Here is a 21,194-nt window from a genome sequence, read left to right as displayed (position 1 = left end):
TCAAGGGCCACTACCGAGGACCGCAGGCCGCCGGTGCCTCCTGATGGTGGTTCTGTTGTCGTGCCCCGCCTGCAGCGGGGCGTGGGGGAAGCTGGCCGCCCGCCCGCGCCTGGACGCGGACGGGCGGACTGCTCCCAGACTACCGGCGCAGGCCGAGACGCTCGATGAGCGAGCGGTAGCGCGCGATGTCGGTGTCGTGCAGGTAGGCGAGCATGCGCTTGCGGCGACCCACGAGCGCGAGCAGGCCGCGCTGGGTGTGGAAGTCGTGCTTGTGCTGCTTCATGTGCTCAGTCAAGTCCTTGATGCGCTTGGTGAGAACGGCGATCTGGACCTCGGGGGACCCGGTGTCGCCTTCCTTCGTCGCGTATTCCTTGATGATTTCCTGCTTGACGGCGGGATCCAAAGCCATTGGAACTCCTCGTTTCGTGCCGTGCGGCCCGCTGGACGCTGCGTCCCCGGGGAACACCGGCATGCGTTCCCGCAGCCGCGGGGCCGGTGCGGCCCAGGCCGCCACGGACTGCAGCGAGGGCCACCGAGAATTCTATCGGTTCAGGCCCCACTGTGTCGAAACACGCTGCCTCAGCGGACGGGGGCGCCGCCCTGTCCGGAAGCGGCCAAGACGTGGCGCGCCGCGTCGACGTCGAGCTTCATCTGCTCCACGAGCGCCTCGGGTCCGCGGTAGGCGACCATGCCGCGCAGGCGGTCGACGAACTCGACGACGACGTTCTGCCCATAGAGGTCGAAGTCCTCGGGCGCCTCGTCGGGGCGGTCGATCACATGGGCCTCGACCTGACGGGCAACTCCTGCGAACGTCGGGTTCGAACCCACGGAGATCGCCGCGGGCCAGCGGGTGCCGGCCTCGTCGATGAGCCAGCCGGCGTAGATCCCGTCGGCCGGGACGTGGCCCGCGGCGTCATGGGAGAGGTTCGCGGTCGGAAACCCGAGCGCCCGCCCTCGGGAGGCGCCGTGGACCACGGCCCCGTGCATCGCATGGGGCCGGCCGAGGATCTCGGCCGCGGTGCGCACGTCGCCCGACTCGAGGGCCTCGCGCACCCAGGTCGAGGAGCAGCGGCGCTCCTCGGCGTCGTCGGCCGCCTCAGCGGCGGAGGGCAGCGGGTCGGCGCGGTGCCGCGGTGCCTGCTCGGTGAACTCCTCGACGACCACGACGCCGAAGCCGAACCGCTCCCCCAGCTCCTGCATCGCGGCGAGGTCGCCCGCGTTGCCGCGTCCGAAGCGGACGTCGTGGCCGACCACCACGTGCGAGGCGTGCAGGGCGTCCACGAAGATGCTGCGGACGAAGTCCTCGGCACTCTGCTGCGCGAAGTCGAGGGTGTAGTGCAGGACAAGGATCGCATCGAGCCCGTAGCCGGAGAGCGCCGCGAGCCGGTCCTCGATCCCCATGATGAGGTGGGGTGCGGTGTCGGGGCGGTGCACCTGCGCGGGGTGCGGGTCGAACGTCACGGCGACGGCGCGGCTGCCGCTCTCCCGCGCCGTCGACAGCAGGCGCGCGAGGACCTGCTGATGGCCGCGGTGGACCCCGTCGAAGTTGCCGATGGTGACCGCCGTCGGGCCGAAATCCTCCGGAATCTCGTCCACTCCGTGCCAGATCAAGACCATCGTCCTCGCCTCGTCGCCCTATGCGTGCCTGACAAGACTACCGGCCGCCGTCGGTGACAGCCGCCGCCTCGGCCCGCGGGCGGTGGTACAGGAGCCACGCGAGGCCGAGGAAGGGCAGCACGAGCGGCACGTAGCCGTAGCCGCGCCCGAACCCGCTCCAGACGGTGTCATGGGGGAACGCCGAGGCGTCCACCACGCTGGCCGTCCCGACCGCCAGGATGCCCACGAGCTCGACCAGGATCGCCCCGAGGGTCACGTACCAGCTCGTGACGCCCCGGCGCGCGAGCGAGACCGTCGCGACGATGTAGACGACCGCGGCGACCGCGCTGAGCAGGTAGGCCAGCGGCGCCTCCGAGAACTTCGTGGCGATCTGGTACCCGGCGCGCGCCGTCGCCGACAGCGCGAAGACGCCGTAGACGGCCACGAGGATGCGGCCCAGGCCCACGCTGCGGGTCCTGGGCGAGTGCTCGGGACGGTGCCCGGGCTTGGAGGACGGCTCGGCAGAGGTCATGAGAAAGGTGCTCCGTTCCAGATCTGCTCCATGCGGAACAGCATCACAAAGATCGTCACCGGCACGGCGGCCAGCACTGCGTTGCTCCACCGGGTGCGGTCCGCGATCGCCCACCAGAAGGCCGCGACCGGGACGATCAGCGCGGTCGCGAGGTACCCCCAGAACTCCCACGGCTCCCCCCGCACGGCCTCTCCCCCGGCCTGCCGGATCCCGGCTCCGATGCCGTAGACGACGAGGAAGAGCTCGACGACGGCCACCGACACGATCGCCGCGTCCCCCGGATAGGTCTTGGTGACGACCGCGGCCACGCACAGGATCAGGGAGAGCGCGCACAGGACCGCGCCGACGAGGAAGAACGGGTCCACCTCAGGCCTCGCCGTGCGCGGCGAACACGAGCTCGGGCTTGGCCTGGCCGCCGACGTCCTTCAGGAGGGCGACCAGCTCGCCGTCGGGCGCGAACGCGGCGGTGAGCTCCGCCGATCCCGTCGCGGGGATGCGGCGCCCGTAGGACAGCTCCACGGTCTCGCCGTCGCTGAGCTCGCGGACCGGCAGGAGCGAGCGGGCGGCGTCCGCGAGCGGCAGGACGGTGAGCGAGCCGGCGAGCTCCTCGAGCGTGTGCGCCTGCTCGATCCGGTAGGGGCCCACCTGCGTGCGGCGCAGCGCCGTGAGGTGGCCGCCCACGCCGAGGTCGGCGCCGAGGTCACGGGCGAGGGCCCGGATGTAGGTGCCGGAGGAGCAGCGCACCGTCACGTCCACGTCCTGGAGCTTCCCGCCGCGCTCCCGGCGGACGGCGTGGATGTCGAAGGAGTGGATCGTCACGGGCCGCGCCTCGAGGGCGACCTCCTTGCCGGCGCGGACGCGGGCGTAGGAGCGCTCGCCGGCGACCTTGATGGCGCTGACGCTGCTGGGGACCTGCAGGATGTTCCCGGTGAGCTTCGCTGCCGCGTCCCGGATCTGCTGCTCGGTCACGGCCGCCGCGATGCGCTCCTCGAGGACCTCGCCCTCGGCGTCGTCCGTCACCGTGCGCTGCCCGAGCCGGATGGTGGCGCTGTACGTCTTCTCGGTGCCGACGATGTGGGAGAGCAGGCGGGTCGCCTTGTTGATCCCGACGACGAGCACCCCCGTGGCCATGGGATCGAGCGTCCCCGCGTGCCCGACCTTGCGGGTCCCCGCGAGGCGGCGGACCCTTCCCACGACGTCGTGGCTCGTCCACCCGCGTGGCTTGTCCACGATCACCAGTCCAGAAAGCACGCCTCCCAGTATATGGAGCGCCAGCCGCGCTCCCGCCCACGTACGACGACGGGGCGGTGCCACCACATCGCGGTGGCACCGCCCCGTCGTCGCGCGGTGCTGCTGGCTGCCTGCGCGTCAGTCCTCGCGCGGCTCGACGTCGTCGAACCCGTCGTCGTACGAGTCGTCGTCGGCCTCCGCACCGGCCTCATCGGCCTTGCGGTAGGGGTCGGCGTCACCCGCGGGCCGGGCGCCCTGGGCGAGTCGGGCCACCTCGGCGTCGCGCTCGCGGGCCTGCCGGAGCAGGTCCTCGACGTGGGAGGCGTTGACGGGAACCTCGTCGGCCACGAATTCGAGGGTCGGCGTGAGGCGGATGGTGAGGTTGCGTCCCACTTCGCGCCGGAGCACGCCCTTCTTCGCATCGAGGATCTCGCGGGCCCCCGTCGCCGCGGCGGCGTCGCCCAGGACGGTGTAGTACACCGTGGCGTGCTGGAGGTCGTTCGTGACGCGGGCGTCGGTGATCGTGATCGCCTCGGCGCGCTCGTCCTTGACGGCCCTGCGCAGGGCCTCTGCCACGACCACCTTGATGCGCTGCGCGAGCCGCGCGGCGCGGGCCGGATCGGCCATGGTCCCTCCTATCGTCTCGGGTGCTTGTCGTCTCGGCGCAGCGATCCACAGGGAATCGCTCGCTACGGACGTGCGAACGGGGCCCCGGCTGCCCGGGGCCCCGCCCATCGGGGCGCGTCAGACGCGCGGCTTCTCGCGCATCTCGAACGTCTCGATGATGTCCTCGAGCTGGAGGTCGTTGAACGACCCGAGCCCGATACCGCACTCGTAGCCCTCGCGGACCTCGGTCGCGTCGTCCTTGAACCGCTTGAGCGACTCGATGCTGAGCCGGTCGCCCACCACGACGCCCTTGCGCAGCACGCGGGCCTTCGCGTTGCGGCGGATGAGGCCGCTGCGGACGATCGAGCCGGCGATGTTGCCGAACTTGGAGGACTTGAAGATCTCCCGGACCTCGGCAGTGCCGAGCTGGACCTCCTCGTACTCCGGCTTGAGCATGCCCTTGAGCGCGAGCTCGATGTCCTCGATCGCCGCGTAGATGACCGAGTAGAAGCGCATGTCCACGCCCTCCCGGTCCGCGAGCTCGGCAACGCGCTCGGCCGGCTTGACGTTGAAGCCGATGATGATCGCGTTGTCGACCGTGGCGAGGTTGACATCGTTCTGGGTGATCGCGCCGACGCCGCGGTGGATGACGCGGAGCTGGACTCCCTCGCCCACATCGATCTTGAGCAGCGAGTCCTCGAGCGCCTCGACGGCACCGGACACGTCGCCCTTGAGGATGAGGTTGAGGGTGTCGATCTTGCCCTCGGCCACAGCCTGGTCGAAGTCCTCGAGGCTGATCCGCTTGCGGCGCTTGGCGAGCTGGGCGTTGCGATCCGCTGCCTCGCGCTTCTCGGCGATCTGCCGCGCGGTGCGCTCGTCCTCGGTCACGAGGAACGTGTCGCCGGCGCGCGGCACCGAGGACAGGCCGAGCACCTGGACCGGCCGGGACGGCAGCGCGGCCTCGACGGCCTCACCGTCCTCGTCGAACATGGCCCGGACGCGTCCGTGGGCCGTGCCCGCGACGATGGTGTCGCCGACGTGGAGGGTTCCGGACTGCACGAGGACGGTCGCGACGGCACCGCGGCCCTTGTCGAGGTTGGCCTCGATGGCCACGCCGCGGGCGTCCTTGTTCGGGTTCGCCCGCAGGTCCAGCGCGGCGTCCGCCGTGAGCAGGACCGCCGAGAGCAGGTCGTCGATGTGCAGGTTCTGGCGCGCGGAGACGTCCACGAACATCGTGTCGCCGCCGTACTCCTCGGGCACGAGACCGTACTCGGTGAGCTGCCCGCGGATCTTCTCCGGGTTCGCGCCCTCCTTGTCGATCTTGTTCACCGCCACGACGATCGGCACACCGGCCGCCTGGGCGTGGTTGAGCGCCTCGACGGTCTGCGGCATGACGCCGTCGTCCGCGGCCACGACGAGCACCGCGATGTCGGTCACCTGGGCACCACGGGCACGCATGGCGGTGAACGCCTCGTGGCCCGGGGTGTCGATGAAGGTCAGCTTGCGCTCGCGCCCATCGTGCTCGAACGCGATCTGGTAGGCACCGATGTGCTGCGTGATGCCACCGTGCTCGCCCTCCACCACGTTGGTGTTGCGGATCGCGTCGAGGAGGCGGGTCTTGCCGTGGTCGACGTGGCCCATGACGGTCACGACGGCCGGGCGGGCCTCGAGCTCCTCGTCGGTCTCCGCCTCGAGCTCGGCCTCGAGGTCGATGTCGAAGGACTCGAGCAGCTCGCGCTCCTCGTCCTCCGGCGAGACGACCTGGATCTTGTAGCCGAGCTCCTCGCCGAGGACCGAGAAGGTCTCCTCGTCCAGGGACTGGGTCGCGGTGGCCATCTCACCGAGGTGGAACAGCACCGTGACGAGCGAGGCGGGGTTCGCATCGATCTTCTCGGCGAAGTCCGTGATGGACGCGCCGCGGCGCAGGCGCACGATCGTGCTGCCGTCGCCACGGGGCACCGAGACGCCGCCGAGCGACGGTGCGCTCATCTGCTCCAGTTCCTGGCGCTTGGCACGCTTCGACTTGCGCTGCTTGCCACGTCCGGCGCCGCCCTTGCCGAAGGCGCCCTGGGTGCCGCCGCGACCGCGGCCGCCCTTGCCGAAGCCGCCGCCGGCGGGACCGCCGCCGCCGCCGGGACGGTTCGGGCCCCGGCCACCGGTGCCCGCGGGACGGGCACCCGGCTGGGGACGCTCGGTGCGCGGGGGCATCATGCCGGGGTTCGGGCGGGGTCCGCCGGTGCCGCCGGGACGCGGGGCGCCCGGGCGGGGTCCGCCCGTGCCACCGGGACGCGGGGCACCCGGACGCGGAGCACCCGGGCGGGGTGCACCGGGACGCGGGATGCCGGAGGTGCCGCCGGGGCGCGGCGCCGACGGGCGCGGGCCGCCGGGGCGGTCGCCGTCGCGGCCGCCGCCGGGACGGGGCATGCCCTGCGAGGACGCGAACGGGTTGTTGCCCGGACGGGGTGCGCGGTCGCCGTCGCGCCCGGGGCGCTGCATGCCCTGGGAGGACGAGAACGGGTTGTTGCCGGGGCGCGGACCGCTCGGACGCGGGCCGGGAGTCGCACCGCGGCCGCCAGCGGCAGGCCGGGGGGCCGGACGGGCGCCGGGACGCGGGGCCTCGGCGGCGGGCCGGGGCGCCTCCGCAGCGGGACGCTCGGCCTCGGCGGCCGGTCGCGGGGTCGCCGCGGGAGCCTCGGCCTTGGGGGCCGGGGCGGGCGAGGGCGCGGCTGCCGGGCGCGGGGACGGCGCGGGACGCGACGGTCCCGGCGTCGGAGCACCGGCGGACGGCCTGGCGGCGGGGCGGGCCTGCTTGTCGCTGGCCTTCGCCTTCGCGCCGTCGGCGGGGTAGGCGTCGCGAAGCTTCTTCACGACGGGCGCCTCGATCGTCGAGGACGCGGAACGCACGAACTCGCCCAGCTCAGCGAGCTTGGCAACGGCGTCCTTGGAGGTGATACCGAGCTCCTTGGCGAGCTCGTGTACGCGGACCTTGGCCACATTTCTCCTGTCTCGGTCCGCGCCGAGCCAGGCACGGACCGTCTACTGCTTGCTGCAGGCTCCCTCTGCACCCGTGTGCATCGGGAAGCCCTCGGCGGTGCGCAACGAGAAGTTCATTGCTACGCACTCATCGGTCGGGGACTCATCGGGTGTCCATCAGATTTCTGACCCGCTTTCAGCTTGGACGGTGTCCGGCCCAGCGGCAGCCGGGACGGAGGACCTGAAGTAGTCGTCGACGCCGCTGATGTCCGCCGGACCTCGGAAGGCACGGTGGAACGCGCGCCGCTTGACGGCTTGCTTCAGGCATGCCTGGTCGGGATGCAGCCACGCGCCGCGACCGGGCAGCCGGCGGCGGGGATCCACGACGACGCGCTGGGCGCCTCCGCGGTCCATCACCAGCCGGAGCAGTTCCGACCGGGCCGCTGTCCGGCGGCAGCCGATGCACGTGCGCAGAGGCTGGCCGGTTGTCCGTTCCATCCCTGCTCTCCCACATCGAAGGGGCCGAGCTCCCGAGCTGCGCGCCCGGTGCCCTGCCCTGCCGCCGGGCACAGGCCCGGACCAATCCATTCTAGACCCTCTGGGCCCGGATCCCTGAATGCCTCGGCGGACAGCTCAGGCCTGGGCGTCCGAGCCGATGTCGATCCGCCACCCGGTGAGCTTCGCGGCGAGGCGGGCGTTCTGGCCCTCCTTGCCGATTGCGAGCGAGAGCTGGTAGTCGGGGACGAGCACCCGCGCCGAGCGCGTGGCGTCGTCGACGATGGACACGCTCGTGACCTTCGACGGCGAGAGGGCGTTCGCGATGAACGTCGCCGGGTCGTCGCTGTAGTCGACGATGTCGATCTTCTCGTCGTTCAGCTCGGTCATGACGGCGCGCACCCGCGAGCCCATCTCGCCGATGCAGGCGCCCTTGGCGTTGACGCCGGGGACCAGCGCGCGGACGGCAATCTTGGTGCGGTGGCCGGCCTCGCGGGCGATCGCGACGATCTCGACGCTGCGGTCGGCGATCTCGGGCACCTCGAGCTCGAAGAGCTTCTTGACCAGCCCCGGGTGGGACCGGGAGAGCGTGATCGAGGGGCCCTTCAGGCCACGGTGCACATCCACGACGTAGGCGCGGATGCGGGCGCCATGCAGGTACTTCTCCCCCGGGACCTGCTCGGGCGGAGGCAGGACGGCCTCAATCGCGCCGAGGCTGACCTGCACCATGTTCGGGTTGTGGCCCTGCTGGATGAGGCCGGCGATGAGTTCACCCTCGCGGCCCTTGAACTCGCCCAGGACGTTGTCGTCCTCCACATCGCGGAGCCGCTGGAGGATGACCTGGCGGGCGGTGGTGGCGGCGATGCGCCCGAACCCCTCCGGGGTGTCGTCGAACTCGCCGACGACGTTGCCCTCGTCGTCCACCTCCGTGGCCCAGATGGTCACGTGGCCGCTGCGGCGGTCCACCTCCGCGCGGGCCGTCTCGATCGCGCCCGGCGACTTGTGGTAGGCGAGCAGGAGGGCCTGCTCGATGGTCGGGATGAGCTTCTCCACGGGGATGTCCCGCTCGCGCTCCAGCAGGCGGAGCGCGCTCATGTCGATGTCCACTAGGCCTCCTCGGTCTCGTCAGTGTCGTCGTTGTCCGGCCCAGCGGCGTCGGCGGGGCCCAGCTCTGCGTCCTCGAGGTGCGAGAACTCGACCTCGACCTTCCCGCTGCGGATGGCGTCGAAGGCCAGCTCGATCGGGGCTCCCGGCTTCGGCTTGACGCCCTTCTTGGCCGGCAGGTCCGGGACGAGCACGATGCCGTCCTCGGTCACCTCGCGCAGCCGGCCGGTGATGTTCTCCTCGCCGATGACGTTGACCCTGACAAGCCGGCCCAGGGCACGGCGCCAGTGGCGCAGCTGGGTGAGGGGGCGCGAGACGCCCGGGGAGGAGACCTCGAGGTCGTAGGGCCGGGTGTCCGCCTCGGGGGCGGCATCGAGGGCGTCGGAGAGCTCGCGCGAGAGCTCTGCGATGACGTCCAGGCTCACCCCGCCGGTCTCGTCGTCCTGCAGGTCCACGACCACGCCGACGGTCCGGTGCTTCCCTGCGGCCTTGACGGAGATGCCTTCGAGGACAAGCTGGCGTGCCTGCACGATGGGCTCGAGGAGCGCGTGGAGACGGGCTTCCTCCCCGCCCGCGTGCGGATCCTGCTCTGCCGGCGTCGGGGCGCCCCGCGAGGGCAGATCGGGCTCGGACATGGGGGGTCCGCCTCCTTTTGCTCAGTTGTCCTCCTAGACTATCTGCTCGGTGCCCGGCAGCGTGACGGGGCCTCGGCCCGTGGCATCATCGAGACCGTGAAATCCACCACTGCGCCCTCGAACCCGTCCGCGCGCCCACGGGGGCGGCGGAGCCGCCGCTCGGTGCCGGCGTGGGCCTGGGCCGCGGTGCTGGTCCTCGCCCTCGCCATCGGAGCGGGCGGGGCCCTGCTGGCCGCGCCAGCCCCGCCGGGAAGGCTGCCCGGCGCCAGCGAAGCTGCGCTCATCCGGGCGCACGACGGCGCCGCGCACCTCGCCGCCGCAGCGCGCCGCCTGGCGGCGGGCCAGCAGGCGGGCGGGCAGCCTGGAGGCGCCAGCACCTCGTCCTCCCCCGGCACCCCCGCTTCCGTGCGGGAGGCGGCAGGCTCCGCAGCCGAGGTTCTCGAGCTCCAGGCGCGGGTCTTAGGCGCCTCGACACCGGCGACAGCGCAGACAGCGGCCCCAGAGACGCCGGCGGCAGCGGCCACGGCCGCCGCGGCCGATTCCCCCGCTGCCCTCGCCGCCCAGCTCTCGCAGAGCGCCTCCGGGCTGCGCGGCGACCTGGCCCGGGTGGACGGGCCCACAGCGTCGCTCCTCGCCTCGGCTGCGGCGGGCCAGCAGCTCCAGTCCGAGCGCCTCGCCCCGGGTACGCCCGTTTCAGAGCCGGGCGCGGGCTCCTCCCCGTCGGCGACCGCAGCTGCGGGCGCCTGCCCGTCGCCGTCCGGGGCCGGGCCGGCCGCACAGTCGGCGGCCGCACAGTCGGCGGCCGCACAGTCCGCGGCGGCACAGTCCGCGGCCGCACAGTTCGCGGCCGTCCAGTCCGCGGAGGAGGCCGCGGTCTGGACTTACACCGTCCTCGCGGCCCGCGCCGGCGCCGCGGACCGCCCGGGCCTGCTGGCCGCCGTCGGCGCCCACCGCGCCCAGCTCGACGCCCTCGGGGAGGCGGCCGCGGGCGCGTGCGCAGCGCTTCCGCCCGTGCAGGCCGGTTTCGCCCTGCCCGCCGACGCCGGCGGGCCGGCCCAGGTGGCGGCCCTCGAGGCCTCCGCGGCCACGGCGTGGTCGGGCCTCGTCGGCGCCGTGGGTGCCCCGGCGCGGGCCGCCGTCGCCGGCTCCCTCCTGCAGGCGGCCCGGCGCGCCGCCTCCGCCGGAGCGTTCGGCTCCCCCGCGGCCTCTGCCTTCCCCGGCCACCGCGCCGCCGAGCAGGCGGCGGCATCTCCCGGGCCCAGCTCCACCGGCCCGGCTTCCCCGGTGCCCTCGTCCGCCCCGACGTCCGGCCGCGGGTGAGCGACGCGCCGTAAGGAAAGCCTTCTCTCGCTGGAAGGGCGGGACCGCCGGTGCCACAGTGGTCCCATGAGCAGCGACACCCAACTCCATCCCGAGCCCCAGGGCACTGACCTCGCGGCCAAGCTCAACTGGCTCCGTGCGGGCGTGCTCGGCGCGAACGACGGCATCGTCTCCGTCGCCGCCGTCGTCGTCGGCGTCGCCGGAGTGACCACCGAGAACGGCCCGATCCTCGCCGCGGGCATGGCCGCCGTCGTCGGCGGGGCCATCTCGATGGCGCTGGGCGAGTACGTCTCTGTGAGCAGCCAGAGCGACAGCCAGAAGTCGCTCATCGCCAAGGAGACCGCGGAGCTGCGGGACCAGCCGGAGGAGGAATTCGCCGAGCTCGTCTCCCTCTACCGGCACAAGGGCCTGTCGGAGGCGACGGCCACGACGGTCGCGAAGGAGCTCACGGCCAAGGATGCCCTCCGCGCCCACCTCGACATCGAGCTCGGCATCGACCCCGACGAGATCGTCAGCCCGTGGCACGCGGCCCTCGCCTCGGCCATCTCCTTCCTCGCGGGCGCTGTCCTGCCCATGCTGACCATCCTGCTGGCGCCCCCCGCGGTCCGCGTGCCGCTGACGTTCGTCGTGGTGCTGATCGCCCTCGCGGTCACCGGCTGGGTCGGCGCGTGGATCGGCGGCGGGTCGCGGACGCGTGCGTCCACCCGCGTCGTGATCGGCGGGGCGATCGCCCTCGCGGCGACGTTCGGACTCGGCAGCCTGCTGGGGACCACCGGCATCGCATGATCCCCGCCGGGATCGTTCCGGACACACTGCTCGGGCGCTGCCTCCGCAGCCCCGGAGGCCGGGCATGGCTCGACGCCGTGCCCGGCCTCCTCGCTGCCCGGCTCGCGGCGTGGAACCTGACACCGGATCTGGCCCCGGGAGAGCCCGCGCACGCCGGGATGTGGGCCCTCGTGGTCCCCGTGCGGCGCGGCGGCGAGCGCCTGGCCCTCAAGCTCTCCCGGCCGTTTCCAGAGACCGCCTCCGAGGCTCCGGCCCTGCGGCTCTGGGACGGGCACGGCGCGGTGCGCCTGCTCGAGGAGGACGCGGCGTCTTCGACGCTCCTGCTCGAGCGGCTCGACGCGGGCCGGCGCCTGCAGGACGTCCCCTTCCCCGAGGCTGCGCGGGTGTGGGGCGGCCTCGTGCGGGAGCTCTCGGTCGCGCCGGACGAGAGGCCATGCTGGGGCCAGTTCGAACGCATCGATGCCGTGGCCGAGCGCTGGAGCGACGAGCTCCCCGAACGGTGGGAGCGCCTCGGCCGGCCGTTCCCGCGGTGGCTGCTCGAGGCGGGCCTCGAGGTCGCGTCCACCCGCGGCGCGGTGGGCCGGCGGGGCGGCCGGGACGTCCTCGTGCACACGGACCTGCACGGCATGAACGTGCTCGCCGTGCCGGACGGCGGCCCCGCGGCGCCCGACGGCGGTGCCTCCTTCCGCGCGATCGACCCGCAGGCGTCGGTCGGCGAGGGCGAGTTCGGGGTTGCCCCGATGCTGTGGAACCGCCTCCCGGAGCTCGCGGGCCCGGACGCTCCCGCCGCGCTCCTGGAGCGCTGCGCGCTGCTGGCCCGCGAGGCGGGGCTCGACCCGGAGGCGGCCCGGGACTGGGCGGTGCTGCGGGAGGTCGAGAACGCGCTCTGGTACGCGGAGCGGGCCGGCCACGAGGGCGACTTCACGCGTTCCCTCTGGGTGGCGAGTGCCCTGTGCCGGCGGCTGCTGCCAGGGCTCCCTGCGGTCGAGGACCTCAAACGGCTCGACTGACTCAGAGGCCGTCGGTCGCGGCGAGCGCGTCGCGGACGGCGGCCACGGAGACCTCCACGTCCTCGGGGCCGGAGGACCAGTTCGCCACGGAGATGCGCAGCACCGACCGGCCACGCCACCGGGAGCCGCTCATCCAGACCCGCCCGTCCTCTGCCAGGAAGGCCGCGACGGCCTCCGTCCGGGCGTCGGTGCCGAAGGCCAGGCACACCTGGCTGAACACGACGTCGTTGAGCACCTCGGCGCCCGGGAGCTCCCCGATGCGCCGCGCGAGCTGCTGGGCGTGGGCGACCAGACCCTCGACGAGGGCCTCGACGCCGCCGCGGCCCAGCGACCGCAGCACGGCCCACACCGGCACACCCCGTGCACGGCGGGAGAGCTCCGGGACCCTCTCGAGGGGATCGCCGGGCCCGTGGTCCCCGTGCGGGTCGTGGACGAGGTAGTCGGCGTGCATGCCCAGCGCCGTGCGCAGGGCCGGGATGTCGCGGCAGACGACGATCCCGCAGTCGTAGGGCACGTTGAGGTTCTTGTGCGCGTCCGTCCCCCAGGAGTCCGCGGCGTCCATGCCGCGCACGAGCGGGCGCGTCGCGCCGGCGGCGGCCGCCCACAGCCCGAAGGCACCGTCGACGTGGACCCACGCTCCGTGCTCCCGGGCGGCGGCGACCGCCTCGGGGAAGGGATCGAACGCACCGGAGTGGATGTTGCCCGCCTGCAGGACCACGATGGCCGGGCCCGTCCCGGCGGCGAGCGCGCGTCCGAGGGCCTCGGGCCGGATCCGCCCCTGGGGGTCCACCGCCACGGCCTCGGGCGCGCCGAGGCCCAGCAGCCTCAGCGCCATGTCCACCGTGTCATGGCGCTCGGCGCCCACGAGGACGCGCACGCGCGGTGCGCCTGCGAGGCCCCGTACGTTGACGTCCCAGCCGGCCCGCTGGAGGACCCGCCAGCGCGCCGCCGCGAGGCCCGAGAAGTTGGCCATGCTCGCGCCGGTGGCGAAGCCGACGTCGGAGCCGGCGGGCAGCCCGAGCAGCTCGACGATCCAGCGCCCGGCGGCCTCCTCGGCCGCGGCCGCCGCGGGCGTGGCGAATCTGAGCCCGGTGTTCTGGTCCCAGGCCGAGACGAGCCAGTCGGCGGCGAGGCCGGCAGGCAGCGTCCCGCCGATCACCCAGCCGTAGAAGCGGCCGGAGCCCATGGCCATGAGCCCGGGCTCGGCCAGCCTGGCCAGCAGGTCCACCGTCTCGGCTGCATCGAGGCCCTCCTCGGGCAGGGGGCCGCCGAAGGCCTCGGCAGCCTCGTCCGCACCCGCCCGCGGGCCGACGGGCCGAGAGGGGAGGCCTGCCAGCCAGCGCCGGGCATGGCCGGCCGCCCGGGCCAGGGCCTCGTCGTAGTCCTCGGGGCGGAGCATGGCCAGATGCTACGCCCGGGCGCCCCTGGGGTGACAGGGGCTGGGTCGGGGCCTCAGGCGAAGTCCTCGTTCCACACGTCGATGCCGAGCTTGACCGCGAGGGCCGCGACGACGGCCAGGAACACCCATCGGATGAACCTGTTGCCACGCGAGACCGCCATGCGTGCCCCCGTGTACCCGCCGAGCATGTTGGCGGCGCCGAGGACGAGCCCGAGGCCCCACAGCAGGACGCCCGAGGGGGCGAAGAGCAGCAGGGCGCCGATGTTCGTGGCCATGTTGACGATCTTGGCCTTCGCGCTCGCCTCCAGGAAGGCGTACCCCATGCCCGAGACGAGAGCGATCACGAGGAACGAGCCCGTGCCCGGCCCGATGAGGCCGTCGTAGAACCCGATCACTGCCCCGAGCCCGCAGGCCGCGGCGAGGTGGCGCCGGCCCTTGAGCCGCAGCTGGGTGTACTGGCCCATCTGCGGGCGCAGGACCGTGAAGAGGGCGACGGCGATGATCGCCGCGAGGATGATCGGCTTGAAGACCCGCGCGGGCAGGGCGGTGGCCAGGGCCGCGCCGCCGAACGCGCCGCACAGCGCCACGAGGGCCATGGGAATCGCGGTGCGCAGGTCGGGCCGCACCCGCCGCGCGTAGGTGACGGCGCTCGTCGTCGTGCCGAAGACCGAGCCCATCTTGTTCGTCGCGAGCGCCTGCACGGGGGTGATGCCCGGGACGGCGAGGAGGGCCGGGAGCTGGATGAGGCCCCCGCCGCCGACGACGGCGTCGACCCAGCCCGCGCAGAACCCGGCCACGACCACGAGGGCCACGGTCAGGGGGTCGACGGCCTCGAAGCCGCTGAGCACGCCGGGCGCGCTCAGGCGCCGCGGACGGCGGCGACGACGCGGTCGACGACCTCGCCGACCGGCACGTCCTCGGCAGTGCCCGAGCGGCGGTCCTTGACCTCGAGCACGCCCGAGGCGAGGCCCTTCCCGACGGCAACGATCGTCGGGACGCCGATGAGCTCGGCGTCGCCGAACTTCACGCCCGGGGAGACCTTGGGGCGATCGTCGAGCATGACGGTCAGCCCGCGCGCCTCGAGCTCGGCCGTGATGCGCTCGGCCTCGGCGAAGATCTCCTCGCCGCGCCCGACGGCCACGACGTGGACGTCCGCCGGTGCCACGGCGCGCGGCCAGACGAGGCCGCGGTCGTCGTGGTTGGACTCCGCGAGGGCGGCGACGGCGCGGGTGACGCCCACGCCGTACGAGCCCATCGTGACGGTGACCTGCTTGCCGTTCGCGTCCAGGACCTTGAGCCCGAGCGCCTCGGCGTACTTGCGGCCCAGCTGGAAGATGTGGCCCATCTCGATCCCGCGCGCGGTCTCGAGCGGGCCCGAGCCGTCGGGGGCGGGGTCGCCGGCGCGCACCTCGGTGCACTCGATGACGCCGTCCCAGCCGAAGTCCCGCCCGGCCACGAGACCGTAGACGTGCTTGCCGGGCTCGTTCGCGCCCGTGATCCAGCGGGTGCCGGCCACGACGCGGGGATCGACGAGGTAGAGCACCTTGGCCGCTCCCTCGCGGCCGAGGACCGGCTTGTCGAGCGCGAGGCCCGGGCCGATGTAGCCCTTGACGAGCGCGGTATTCGCCTTGAGCTCCTCGTCGCTCGCCGGGTCGAGCCCGATCTCGCCGGCCACCGGCAGGAAGGCGCCGATGTTCGCCTCGACGCGCTTGAGGTCCACGGCACGGTCGCCCGGCACGCCGATCGCCACGAGCTGCTTCTCACCGGTGGGCAGCGTGACGGTGAGCACCACGTTCTTCAGCGTGTCGGCGCCCGTCCAGGGCCGCTCGGGGTTGGGGAAGATCGTCTGGGACGCCTCGACGAGCGTCTCGATGGTCGGCGTGTCAGGGGTGTCGAGCACCTGGGCGGGGGGCGCGTCACTGTAGTCGACCGCCTCGGGCACCACGGTGGACACGGCCTCGACGTTGGCCGCGTAGCCGCCGGGCGAGCGGACGAACGTGTCCTCGCCGATCTCGGTGGGGTGCAGGAACTCCTCGCTCCGGGAGCCGCCCATCGCCCCGGCGGTCGCCTTGACCGGGACGACCTCGAGGCCGAGCCGGGCGAAGATCTTCAGGTACGCCTCGCGGTGCCGCGCGTAGCTGGCGTCGAGGCCGGCGTCGTCGACGTCGAACGAGTAGGAGTCCTTCATGATGAACTCCCGCCCGCGCAGCAGGCCGGCGCGGGGACGGGCCTCGTCGCGGTACTTGTTCTGGATCTGGTACAGCGAGAGCGGAAGGTCCTTGTACGAGGAGTACAGGTCCTTGACCAGCAGCGTGAACATCTCCTCGTGCGTGGGGGCGAGGAGGTAGTCGGCATCCTTGCGGTCCTTGAGCCGGAAGATCCCCTCGCCGTACTCGGTCCACCGGTTCGTGGCCTCGTAGGGCTCCTTGGGCAGCAGGGCCGGGAAGTGCACCTCCTGCGCGCCGATCGCGGCCATCTCCTCGCGGATGACCTGCTCGACCTTCCGCAGGACCGCCAGCCCGAGCGGGAGCCACGTGTAGATGCCCGGCGCGGCCCGGCGGATGTAGCCGGCGCGGACGAGGAGCTTGTGGCTTGCCACCTCGGCGTCGGCGGGATCCTCGCGGAGGGTGCGCAGGAACAGGGTGGAGAGTCGCAGGACCACGCGGGCATCCGTTCTCGTAGCTGGGCCCGTCGGGCATGCGGCCGGGACGGGCGAAGAGGGCTGGAAAGTCAGCTACCAATGTATCCCAGCAGCGCGGCTGTCACTTCGCGGCAGCGACGTCGAACGCTCCGTGCGCGCTGGACACTCACCTCGCGGCAGCGACGTCGAACACTCCGTGCGCGCCGCGCTCAGCATCCACCATGTAGTGGCTCACGAACGGGTAGTGGCCCGCCTCGGGGAACGTGAGGTCCACGAAGCCGCCCTGGGCCGGCGCGAGGTCGAGGGCCTGCGACCCTCCCGCCTGCGCGCCGCCCGGCCCCGGGGCGAGCCGGTAGGCGCCCTCCGCCCACACCGCGCTGAACTGGGCGCCCACCACATGGAAGGACGTCGCGCGGCCCGGGCCGGCGTCGAGGACCCACACGCGCACGCGGTCGCCGGCGCGCACGGCCAGCGGGGCGGCGTCGTACTGGTTCGGGTAGCCGTTGAAGACCACCGCGTCCGGGGTGCCCGCGGCGACCTTGGCCGGGTCCGCGGTGCCCGCGGCACCGTCCGCGGCCGGGCCGCGGTACTGCTCGCTCTGCACCAGGACGAACTCGTGGTCCACGGGCGGCGCGTCCGGCGGGTCGATGACCACTGCGCCGAACATCCCGTTGGCGATGTGCAGCGACATCGGCATGGTGCTGCAGTGGTACATCCACAGGCCCGGCTGGGTGGCGGTGAACGTGTACACGAGCGACTGCCCGGGATCGATGGTGCGCATCGGCCCGTCCGGGGCCAGGGAGCCGGCATGGAAGTCGACCGAGTGGCCTGTGGAGGCGGCGTTGACGAGGGTGACCTCGAACCGGTCCCCCACCCGCCCGTGCAGGACGGGACCGGGCGCGGTGCCGTTGTACGTCCACAGGGTCTGGGCGACGCCGGGGGCGACCTCGGTCACCGTGTCCCGCACCGTCAGCGTCACCTTGTGCACGGTTCCCGGGGGCACGGCGGGAAGCGCCGCCGGATAGGGCGTGTGCGGGGGAACCGGGGCACCCGAGGAGGCGTGCTGCATGCCCTGCATGTCCATGCCGCCCGGCGCCGGGGCGGCCGGTGCCGGGGCGGCCGCGGACGGTCGGCCGGCGCCGGCCACCGTGACCCGGAACACCATCCCCATCTGCCGGTGGCCCACCACCGAGCACCAGCCGTCCACCGGCTGGCCGATGACGCCGGCGTCGAGCTCTCCGCTCCTGCCGGGGTAGATCCGGGAAGAGTCCTGGCCGGTGGCGAGGACGAGGTCGTGGGCGGTCTGGTCCTTGTTCATCAGGCGGATGACGAGCCGGTCCCCGACCGGGACGCTGACCGCGTCGGGCACGAAGCGCATCCCCGACATGGCGACGTCCACCGTGGTGGTGTGCCCGGTAGGCACGACGGCGGTCCCTCCGCCGGCGCCCGCGGCGGCGGCCGCGGGGCTCCCCCCGGCTGCGACGGGGAGGACGGAGGGGTCCGCGGCCACGCCCGCGACGACCGCCGCGAGCAGGATCGCGAGCCCCACGGCGCCGGAGCCGAGGCGGCTGCGCACGGACTGGCCGGGCGCGACGGGCCCGGATGCCCCGGGGCGGCGCTCCCGTTCCTCCTGCTCGCCAGGACCACGCCGGGGGCGGCCCAGGACGGCGCGCCCGGCGAGCCACACGAAGCCCGCGAGGGCCACGAGCCCCGCCACCGCGGCCGCGACGCGGACGGCGCTGGGCACGGGCAGGAGATAGAGGGCGAGTGCGCCATTGGCGAGGGCCACGCGGAGCCAGGCACCGGCGTCGAGCGTCTCGGCGCGCCGGCGGACCTCCCCGGGGCCGCCGCCGAGCACCACGGGCAGGAGGTAGGACAGGGCGCCCGCGAGCACCTGGGCGGCAAACCCCGCCGCGAACGCCGGGGTGAGGCCGCCGAGGGCCAGATGCAGCGCGTCCCAGTCCGGGGCCGTCGCGCACAGCCACGCGAGGCGGGCGAGGGCCCCCACGAGCCAGACGAGCGAGGCGATGGCGGAGAGCGGGGCGAACGCCACCGGGGCCTTGCGCCGCACCGCGCGGGCGAGCGGGACGGCGGAGACGAGCACACCGGCAAGGAAGAGCACGACGCCGGCCGCCGCCGCCGGGCGGACGCCTGCCAGGGCGCCTCCCGCGGCAAGGCCGACCCCCGCGAGGAGGACCCAGAGCGCCCGGCGGGCGACGGGCTCGGCAGAGTCGTCCGCCCGCGTGCGCAGCATGGTCGGAAGGAGCGTCACGAGCGTGCCGAGGACGCTCAGGCCGACCCAGCCGAGGAGGTTGAGGGACTCGTGGGCGAGCAGGAGCCGGGCGTGGAGGTCCCCGCCGTCGTTGGCTCCCGGCAGGGCGAGCAGCGCCCCGGCTGCGGCGCCGAAGGGCAGGAGGGCGCACGCGGCGAGGTAGTAGCGCAGCGTGGAACGGAAGCGCGAGGGCAGGGCCCGCCGGAGCCTGACGAGCAGCGCGGCCCCGTGCCACCCCGCCGCTGCGCCCACGGCGGCGGCGCCGGAGGCCGCCAGAGGCCACACCCCGGCCACGACCCCGACCATCGCGGCGGAGGCGCCGGCGTTGAGGAGGGCGAGCCGGGCCGCGAGCGCCCGGCGCGACGGCACGGGCAGCCGCAGCAGGGCCTCGGCGAAGTGCCACGAGTAGACGAGGATCGCGTTCGTCACGGCGCCCAGGAGCGCGAGGTGCACCAGCAGCCACCCGGAGTCGGGGATGCCGCGGTGGATTCCGGAGAGGAGCGCCACGGCGAGCAGCCAGACGAGCGTGGGCGCGTTGGCCCAGCGGTGCCACGCGGCCCGGCCGGTGCGGGACGGCCGGCCGGCAGGCGGGATGCGCTCAGGCGGGATACCGGCTCCGGCGTCGGCTCCGGCGGGAGGGACGGTGGGCATCATGGCCGGGGTTCCCTGACGGTCCTGGGCTCTGTGGCGGCCCTGGGCTCGCCCGGGCGGGCCACCGAGTAGGCCGCGAGCAGCACGAACGCCAGGACGGCGAGGACGTTCCCGGCCCCGCCCCACTGCCAGGCCGCCGCGTCCCCCCGCGCGTCACCGACCCCGAGCCGCAGCAGGAGCGTCGCGTGCAGGAGCACGGCGGCGGCCCACATCGCCGGCCGGTACGGGAGCGGCCGGCGCAGCACAGCCGGCAGGATCACGGGCGCGTGCGCCATGACCATGGACATGACGAACCCGAGGAAGACCGCGTGCAGGAATGCGTCGTACGCCGCACCCGAGGGCGCGCCCGGGACGAGGAGGCACACGCCGGCGGCCACCGCGAGCCAGGCGTAGCCGGCCAGGAGGCAGGCGGCGACGTACCGCGGCAGCCCGGTCGAACGGATCGTGGCCCGTGCGACGTCGTACCGCACGAGCCACGCCGCCAGCACGAGCAGCGCGAGGCCGAACAGCGGATACCCGGCGGCCGGCCACAGCAGTGTCGCGGGGCACAGCGCCACGAGCGCGCCGTTCCCCGCGACGAGCAGGGGCTCGGCCCAGCGGCCCCGGATCCGCAGCCGGGCGAGCTCGAGGCGCTCTCCCGCGATGGTCGCGATCAGGAACGTGGCGAGCCAGGGCACGACGGCGGGCACGGCCACCCCTGCGGCCAGCAGCCCGGCCGCACCGGCCGCGGCCACGGCCCCGAGTGCCTGGACGAGGACCGCGGGGTCCCGCTGGCGGCGCCACAGCGGCACGTAGACGAGGGCGAAGGCGACCGCGCCGGCCAGCAGGGCGAGGCGTGCCGGCCATGCCGGGCCCCAGGGTGCGAGCTGCGCCAGCGCACCGCCGCCGAGCAGGGCGGGGGCGGCGTAGCCCCACGCCCGGCGGAGTGCGACGGCCCGCTCGAGCGCGATGAGCGTCCCCACGAAGCCCAGCACCATGAGGGTCCCGTGGGAGGCCGCTAGCGGGGACGCCGCTCCCCCGCCCGCCGGTGCCGGGAGCCCGAGGAGGACCAGTGCAGCATCGAGCCCGGCGACGAGCGAGGCGCCGCCCAGGGCGAGGAGGAGCGCGCGGTGCCAGACGGCCGTTTCCGGACGCGCGCCCCGCGCCGCGGTCAGCCCGCGCCCGCCGGCGGCCCGGGGGCCGGCGGCCTGTGGGCGGGGCGCCGGGCTCATAGGGTGCCGATCGTGAGGAGGCACGCGCCGGGCTCGGCGAAGGGTTCGAGCCGGGCCCGCAGGCCCGGCTGGCCGAGCAGGAGCAGGGACTCGTCGACGAGGCCCGCATGGACCGAGCACACGACCCGCGGCTCGTCCCTCGCGGCGGCCAGGAGCGGGCACGCGACGAGCCGGACGCGCTCCTGAGAGGACGGGGCGCCCGCGGGGGCACCGGGTGCGGGGGCAGGCTCGATCGCGAAGCCGAGCCCGTCGAGCTCGGCGAGCACGCGGCGTCGGGCGTCCTCGGCCGAGACCGGCCCAGCGGGAGGCGCGAGGGCCCGCCGCGCCCAGCTGCGGCCCGCCTCGGCGCCGGCCGCCGCGGGGTCGGGGGCGAGCCGGGCCACCTCCGCGGCGAGCACCCCGGCCAGCGCGGCGTAGCCCGGGGCCTCCGGCGGCAGCTCGGCGGGACGGTACCGCTTCGCCGGCCGCCCGCGCCGCCCCTCCCCGGCCGTCGCACCGGCGGCGGCCTCGAGGAGTCCCGCGGCCACGAGGGCCTCGAGGTGCTCGCGGACCGTGTTGGGATGCTGCGCCGTCTCGCCCGCGAGCTCGTCGACGGTGCACGGCGCATGCTTGGCCCTGACCAGGTCGAGCACGGCCGCGCGGGCTCCGGAGAGGGGCGTCGCGGGCCCGGGCGCGGCGGGCTGGGGACCGAGCAGACTATTTTCCACGGTATTTATTGTAGTAAAGTTTCGGC

At 74.2% G+C, this 21,194-nt stretch carries 19 protein-coding genes; 3 read left to right on the top strand and 16 right to left on the bottom strand.

Annotation, left to right across the window (positions count from 1 at the left end):
• Positions 1–139: 139 nt before the first annotated feature.
• The 10 genes from rpsO to rimP all read right to left on the bottom strand — a co-directional run bounded on the left by rpsO (position 140) and on the right by rimP (position 9,171).
• Complete coding sequence (gene rpsO / locus J2W21_RS05055) at positions 140–409, bottom strand: 30S ribosomal protein S15 (RefSeq protein WP_066497233.1); 270 nt, start codon at positions 407–409, stop codon at positions 140–142.
• 170 nt (positions 410–579) lie between these two features.
• Entirely contained in the window at positions 580–1,617 is a 1,038-nt protein-coding gene (locus tag J2W21_RS05050) for a bifunctional riboflavin kinase/FAD synthetase (RefSeq protein WP_307113409.1), read from the bottom strand.
• A gap of 37 nt (positions 1,618–1,654) precedes the next feature.
• Positions 1,655–2,128: a hypothetical protein gene (locus J2W21_RS05045; protein WP_307113408.1), complete on the bottom strand. Its 474-nt coding sequence runs from the start codon at positions 2,126–2,128 to the stop codon at positions 1,655–1,657.
• Entirely contained in the window at positions 2,125–2,493 is a 369-nt protein-coding gene (locus J2W21_RS05040; protein WP_307113407.1) for a hypothetical protein, read from the bottom strand. Before J2W21_RS05040 ends, J2W21_RS05045 begins: the two co-directional genes overlap by 4 nt.
• Before the next feature lies 1 nt (position 2,494).
• Positions 2,495–3,379, bottom strand: a complete 885-nt coding sequence (gene truB, locus J2W21_RS05035; protein ID WP_307113406.1) for a tRNA pseudouridine(55) synthase TruB — start codon at positions 3,377–3,379, stop codon at positions 2,495–2,497.
• Positions 3,380–3,496: 117 nt separating this feature from the next.
• Entirely contained in the window at positions 3,497–3,985 is a 489-nt protein-coding gene (gene rbfA / locus J2W21_RS05030) for a 30S ribosome-binding factor RbfA (RefSeq protein WP_307113405.1), read from the bottom strand.
• Between the two features lie 117 nt (positions 3,986–4,102).
• A complete protein-coding gene (gene infB, locus J2W21_RS05025) occupies positions 4,103–6,958 on the bottom strand; it encodes a translation initiation factor IF-2 (RefSeq protein WP_307113404.1) in 2,856 nt (951 codons plus the stop codon).
• Positions 6,959–7,114: 156 nt separating this feature from the next.
• Complete coding sequence (locus tag J2W21_RS05020) at positions 7,115–7,351, bottom strand: YlxR family protein (protein WP_373423072.1); 237 nt, start codon at positions 7,349–7,351, stop codon at positions 7,115–7,117.
• 219 nt (positions 7,352–7,570) lie between these two features.
• Positions 7,571–8,539, bottom strand: coding sequence for a transcription termination factor NusA (gene nusA, locus J2W21_RS05015; protein ID WP_307113402.1), 969 nt, complete (start codon positions 8,537–8,539; stop codon positions 7,571–7,573).
• Complete coding sequence (rimP, locus tag J2W21_RS05010; RefSeq protein WP_307113401.1) at positions 8,539–9,171, bottom strand: ribosome maturation factor RimP; 633 nt, start codon at positions 9,169–9,171, stop codon at positions 8,539–8,541. Before rimP ends, nusA begins: the two co-directional genes overlap by 1 nt.
• A 96-nt stretch (positions 9,172–9,267) precedes the next feature.
• Between rimP and J2W21_RS05005 the strand changes: the two genes are divergently transcribed.
• The 3 genes from J2W21_RS05005 to J2W21_RS04995 all read left to right on the top strand — a co-directional run bounded on the left by J2W21_RS05005 (position 9,268) and on the right by J2W21_RS04995 (position 12,287).
• On the top strand, positions 9,268–10,491 hold the full coding sequence (locus J2W21_RS05005) for a DUF4439 domain-containing protein (RefSeq protein ID WP_307113400.1): 1,224 nt from the start codon (positions 9,268–9,270) through the stop codon (positions 10,489–10,491).
• 66 nt (positions 10,492–10,557) lie between these two features.
• Complete coding sequence (locus tag J2W21_RS05000) at positions 10,558–11,277, top strand: VIT1/CCC1 transporter family protein (RefSeq protein WP_307113399.1); 720 nt, start codon at positions 10,558–10,560, stop codon at positions 11,275–11,277.
• Entirely contained in the window at positions 11,274–12,287 is a 1,014-nt protein-coding gene (locus J2W21_RS04995) for an aminoglycoside phosphotransferase family protein (protein WP_307113398.1), read from the top strand. Before J2W21_RS05000 ends, J2W21_RS04995 begins: the two co-directional genes overlap by 4 nt.
• 1 nt (position 12,288) lies before the next feature.
• On the opposite strand, the gene J2W21_RS04990 is transcribed toward J2W21_RS04995, so the two are convergent.
• From J2W21_RS04990 to J2W21_RS04965, 6 genes are all read right to left on the bottom strand, one after another.
• On the bottom strand, positions 12,289–13,686 hold the full coding sequence (locus J2W21_RS04990) for a pyridoxal phosphate-dependent decarboxylase family protein (RefSeq protein WP_307113397.1): 1,398 nt from the start codon (positions 13,684–13,686) through the stop codon (positions 12,289–12,291).
• 53 nt (positions 13,687–13,739) lie between these two features.
• Complete coding sequence (locus J2W21_RS04985; RefSeq protein WP_307113396.1) at positions 13,740–14,534, bottom strand: sulfite exporter TauE/SafE family protein; 795 nt, start codon at positions 14,532–14,534, stop codon at positions 13,740–13,742.
• Positions 14,535–14,545: 11 nt separating this feature from the next.
• The gene (locus tag J2W21_RS04980; protein ID WP_307113395.1) at positions 14,546–16,348 is read right to left on the bottom strand and encodes a proline--tRNA ligase; all 1,803 of its coding nucleotides are present in this window, start codon (positions 16,346–16,348) and stop codon (positions 14,546–14,548) included.
• Positions 16,349–16,493: 145 nt separating this feature from the next.
• Positions 16,494–19,253, bottom strand: coding sequence for a multicopper oxidase domain-containing protein (locus J2W21_RS04975; protein WP_307113394.1), 2,760 nt, complete (start codon positions 19,251–19,253; stop codon positions 16,494–16,496).
• A complete protein-coding gene (locus tag J2W21_RS04970; RefSeq protein ID WP_307113393.1) occupies positions 19,250–20,461 on the bottom strand; it encodes a hypothetical protein in 1,212 nt (403 codons plus the stop codon). The genes J2W21_RS04975 and J2W21_RS04970 overlap by 4 nt, the downstream gene beginning before the upstream one ends.
• The gene (locus J2W21_RS04965) at positions 20,458–21,168 is read right to left on the bottom strand and encodes a helix-turn-helix domain-containing protein (protein ID WP_307113392.1); all 711 of its coding nucleotides are present in this window, start codon (positions 21,166–21,168) and stop codon (positions 20,458–20,460) included. The genes J2W21_RS04970 and J2W21_RS04965 overlap by 4 nt, the downstream gene beginning before the upstream one ends.
• Between the last annotated feature and the right edge of the window lie 26 nt (positions 21,169–21,194).

This window comes from Sinomonas atrocyanea (genome assembly GCF_030811715.1).
Lineage (GTDB): Bacteria > Actinomycetota > Actinomycetes > Actinomycetales > Micrococcaceae > Sinomonas > Sinomonas atrocyanea_A.
The sequence above is the reverse complement of the archived record's forward strand: the minus strand, read 5'-3'. Positions and strand labels throughout refer to the sequence as shown.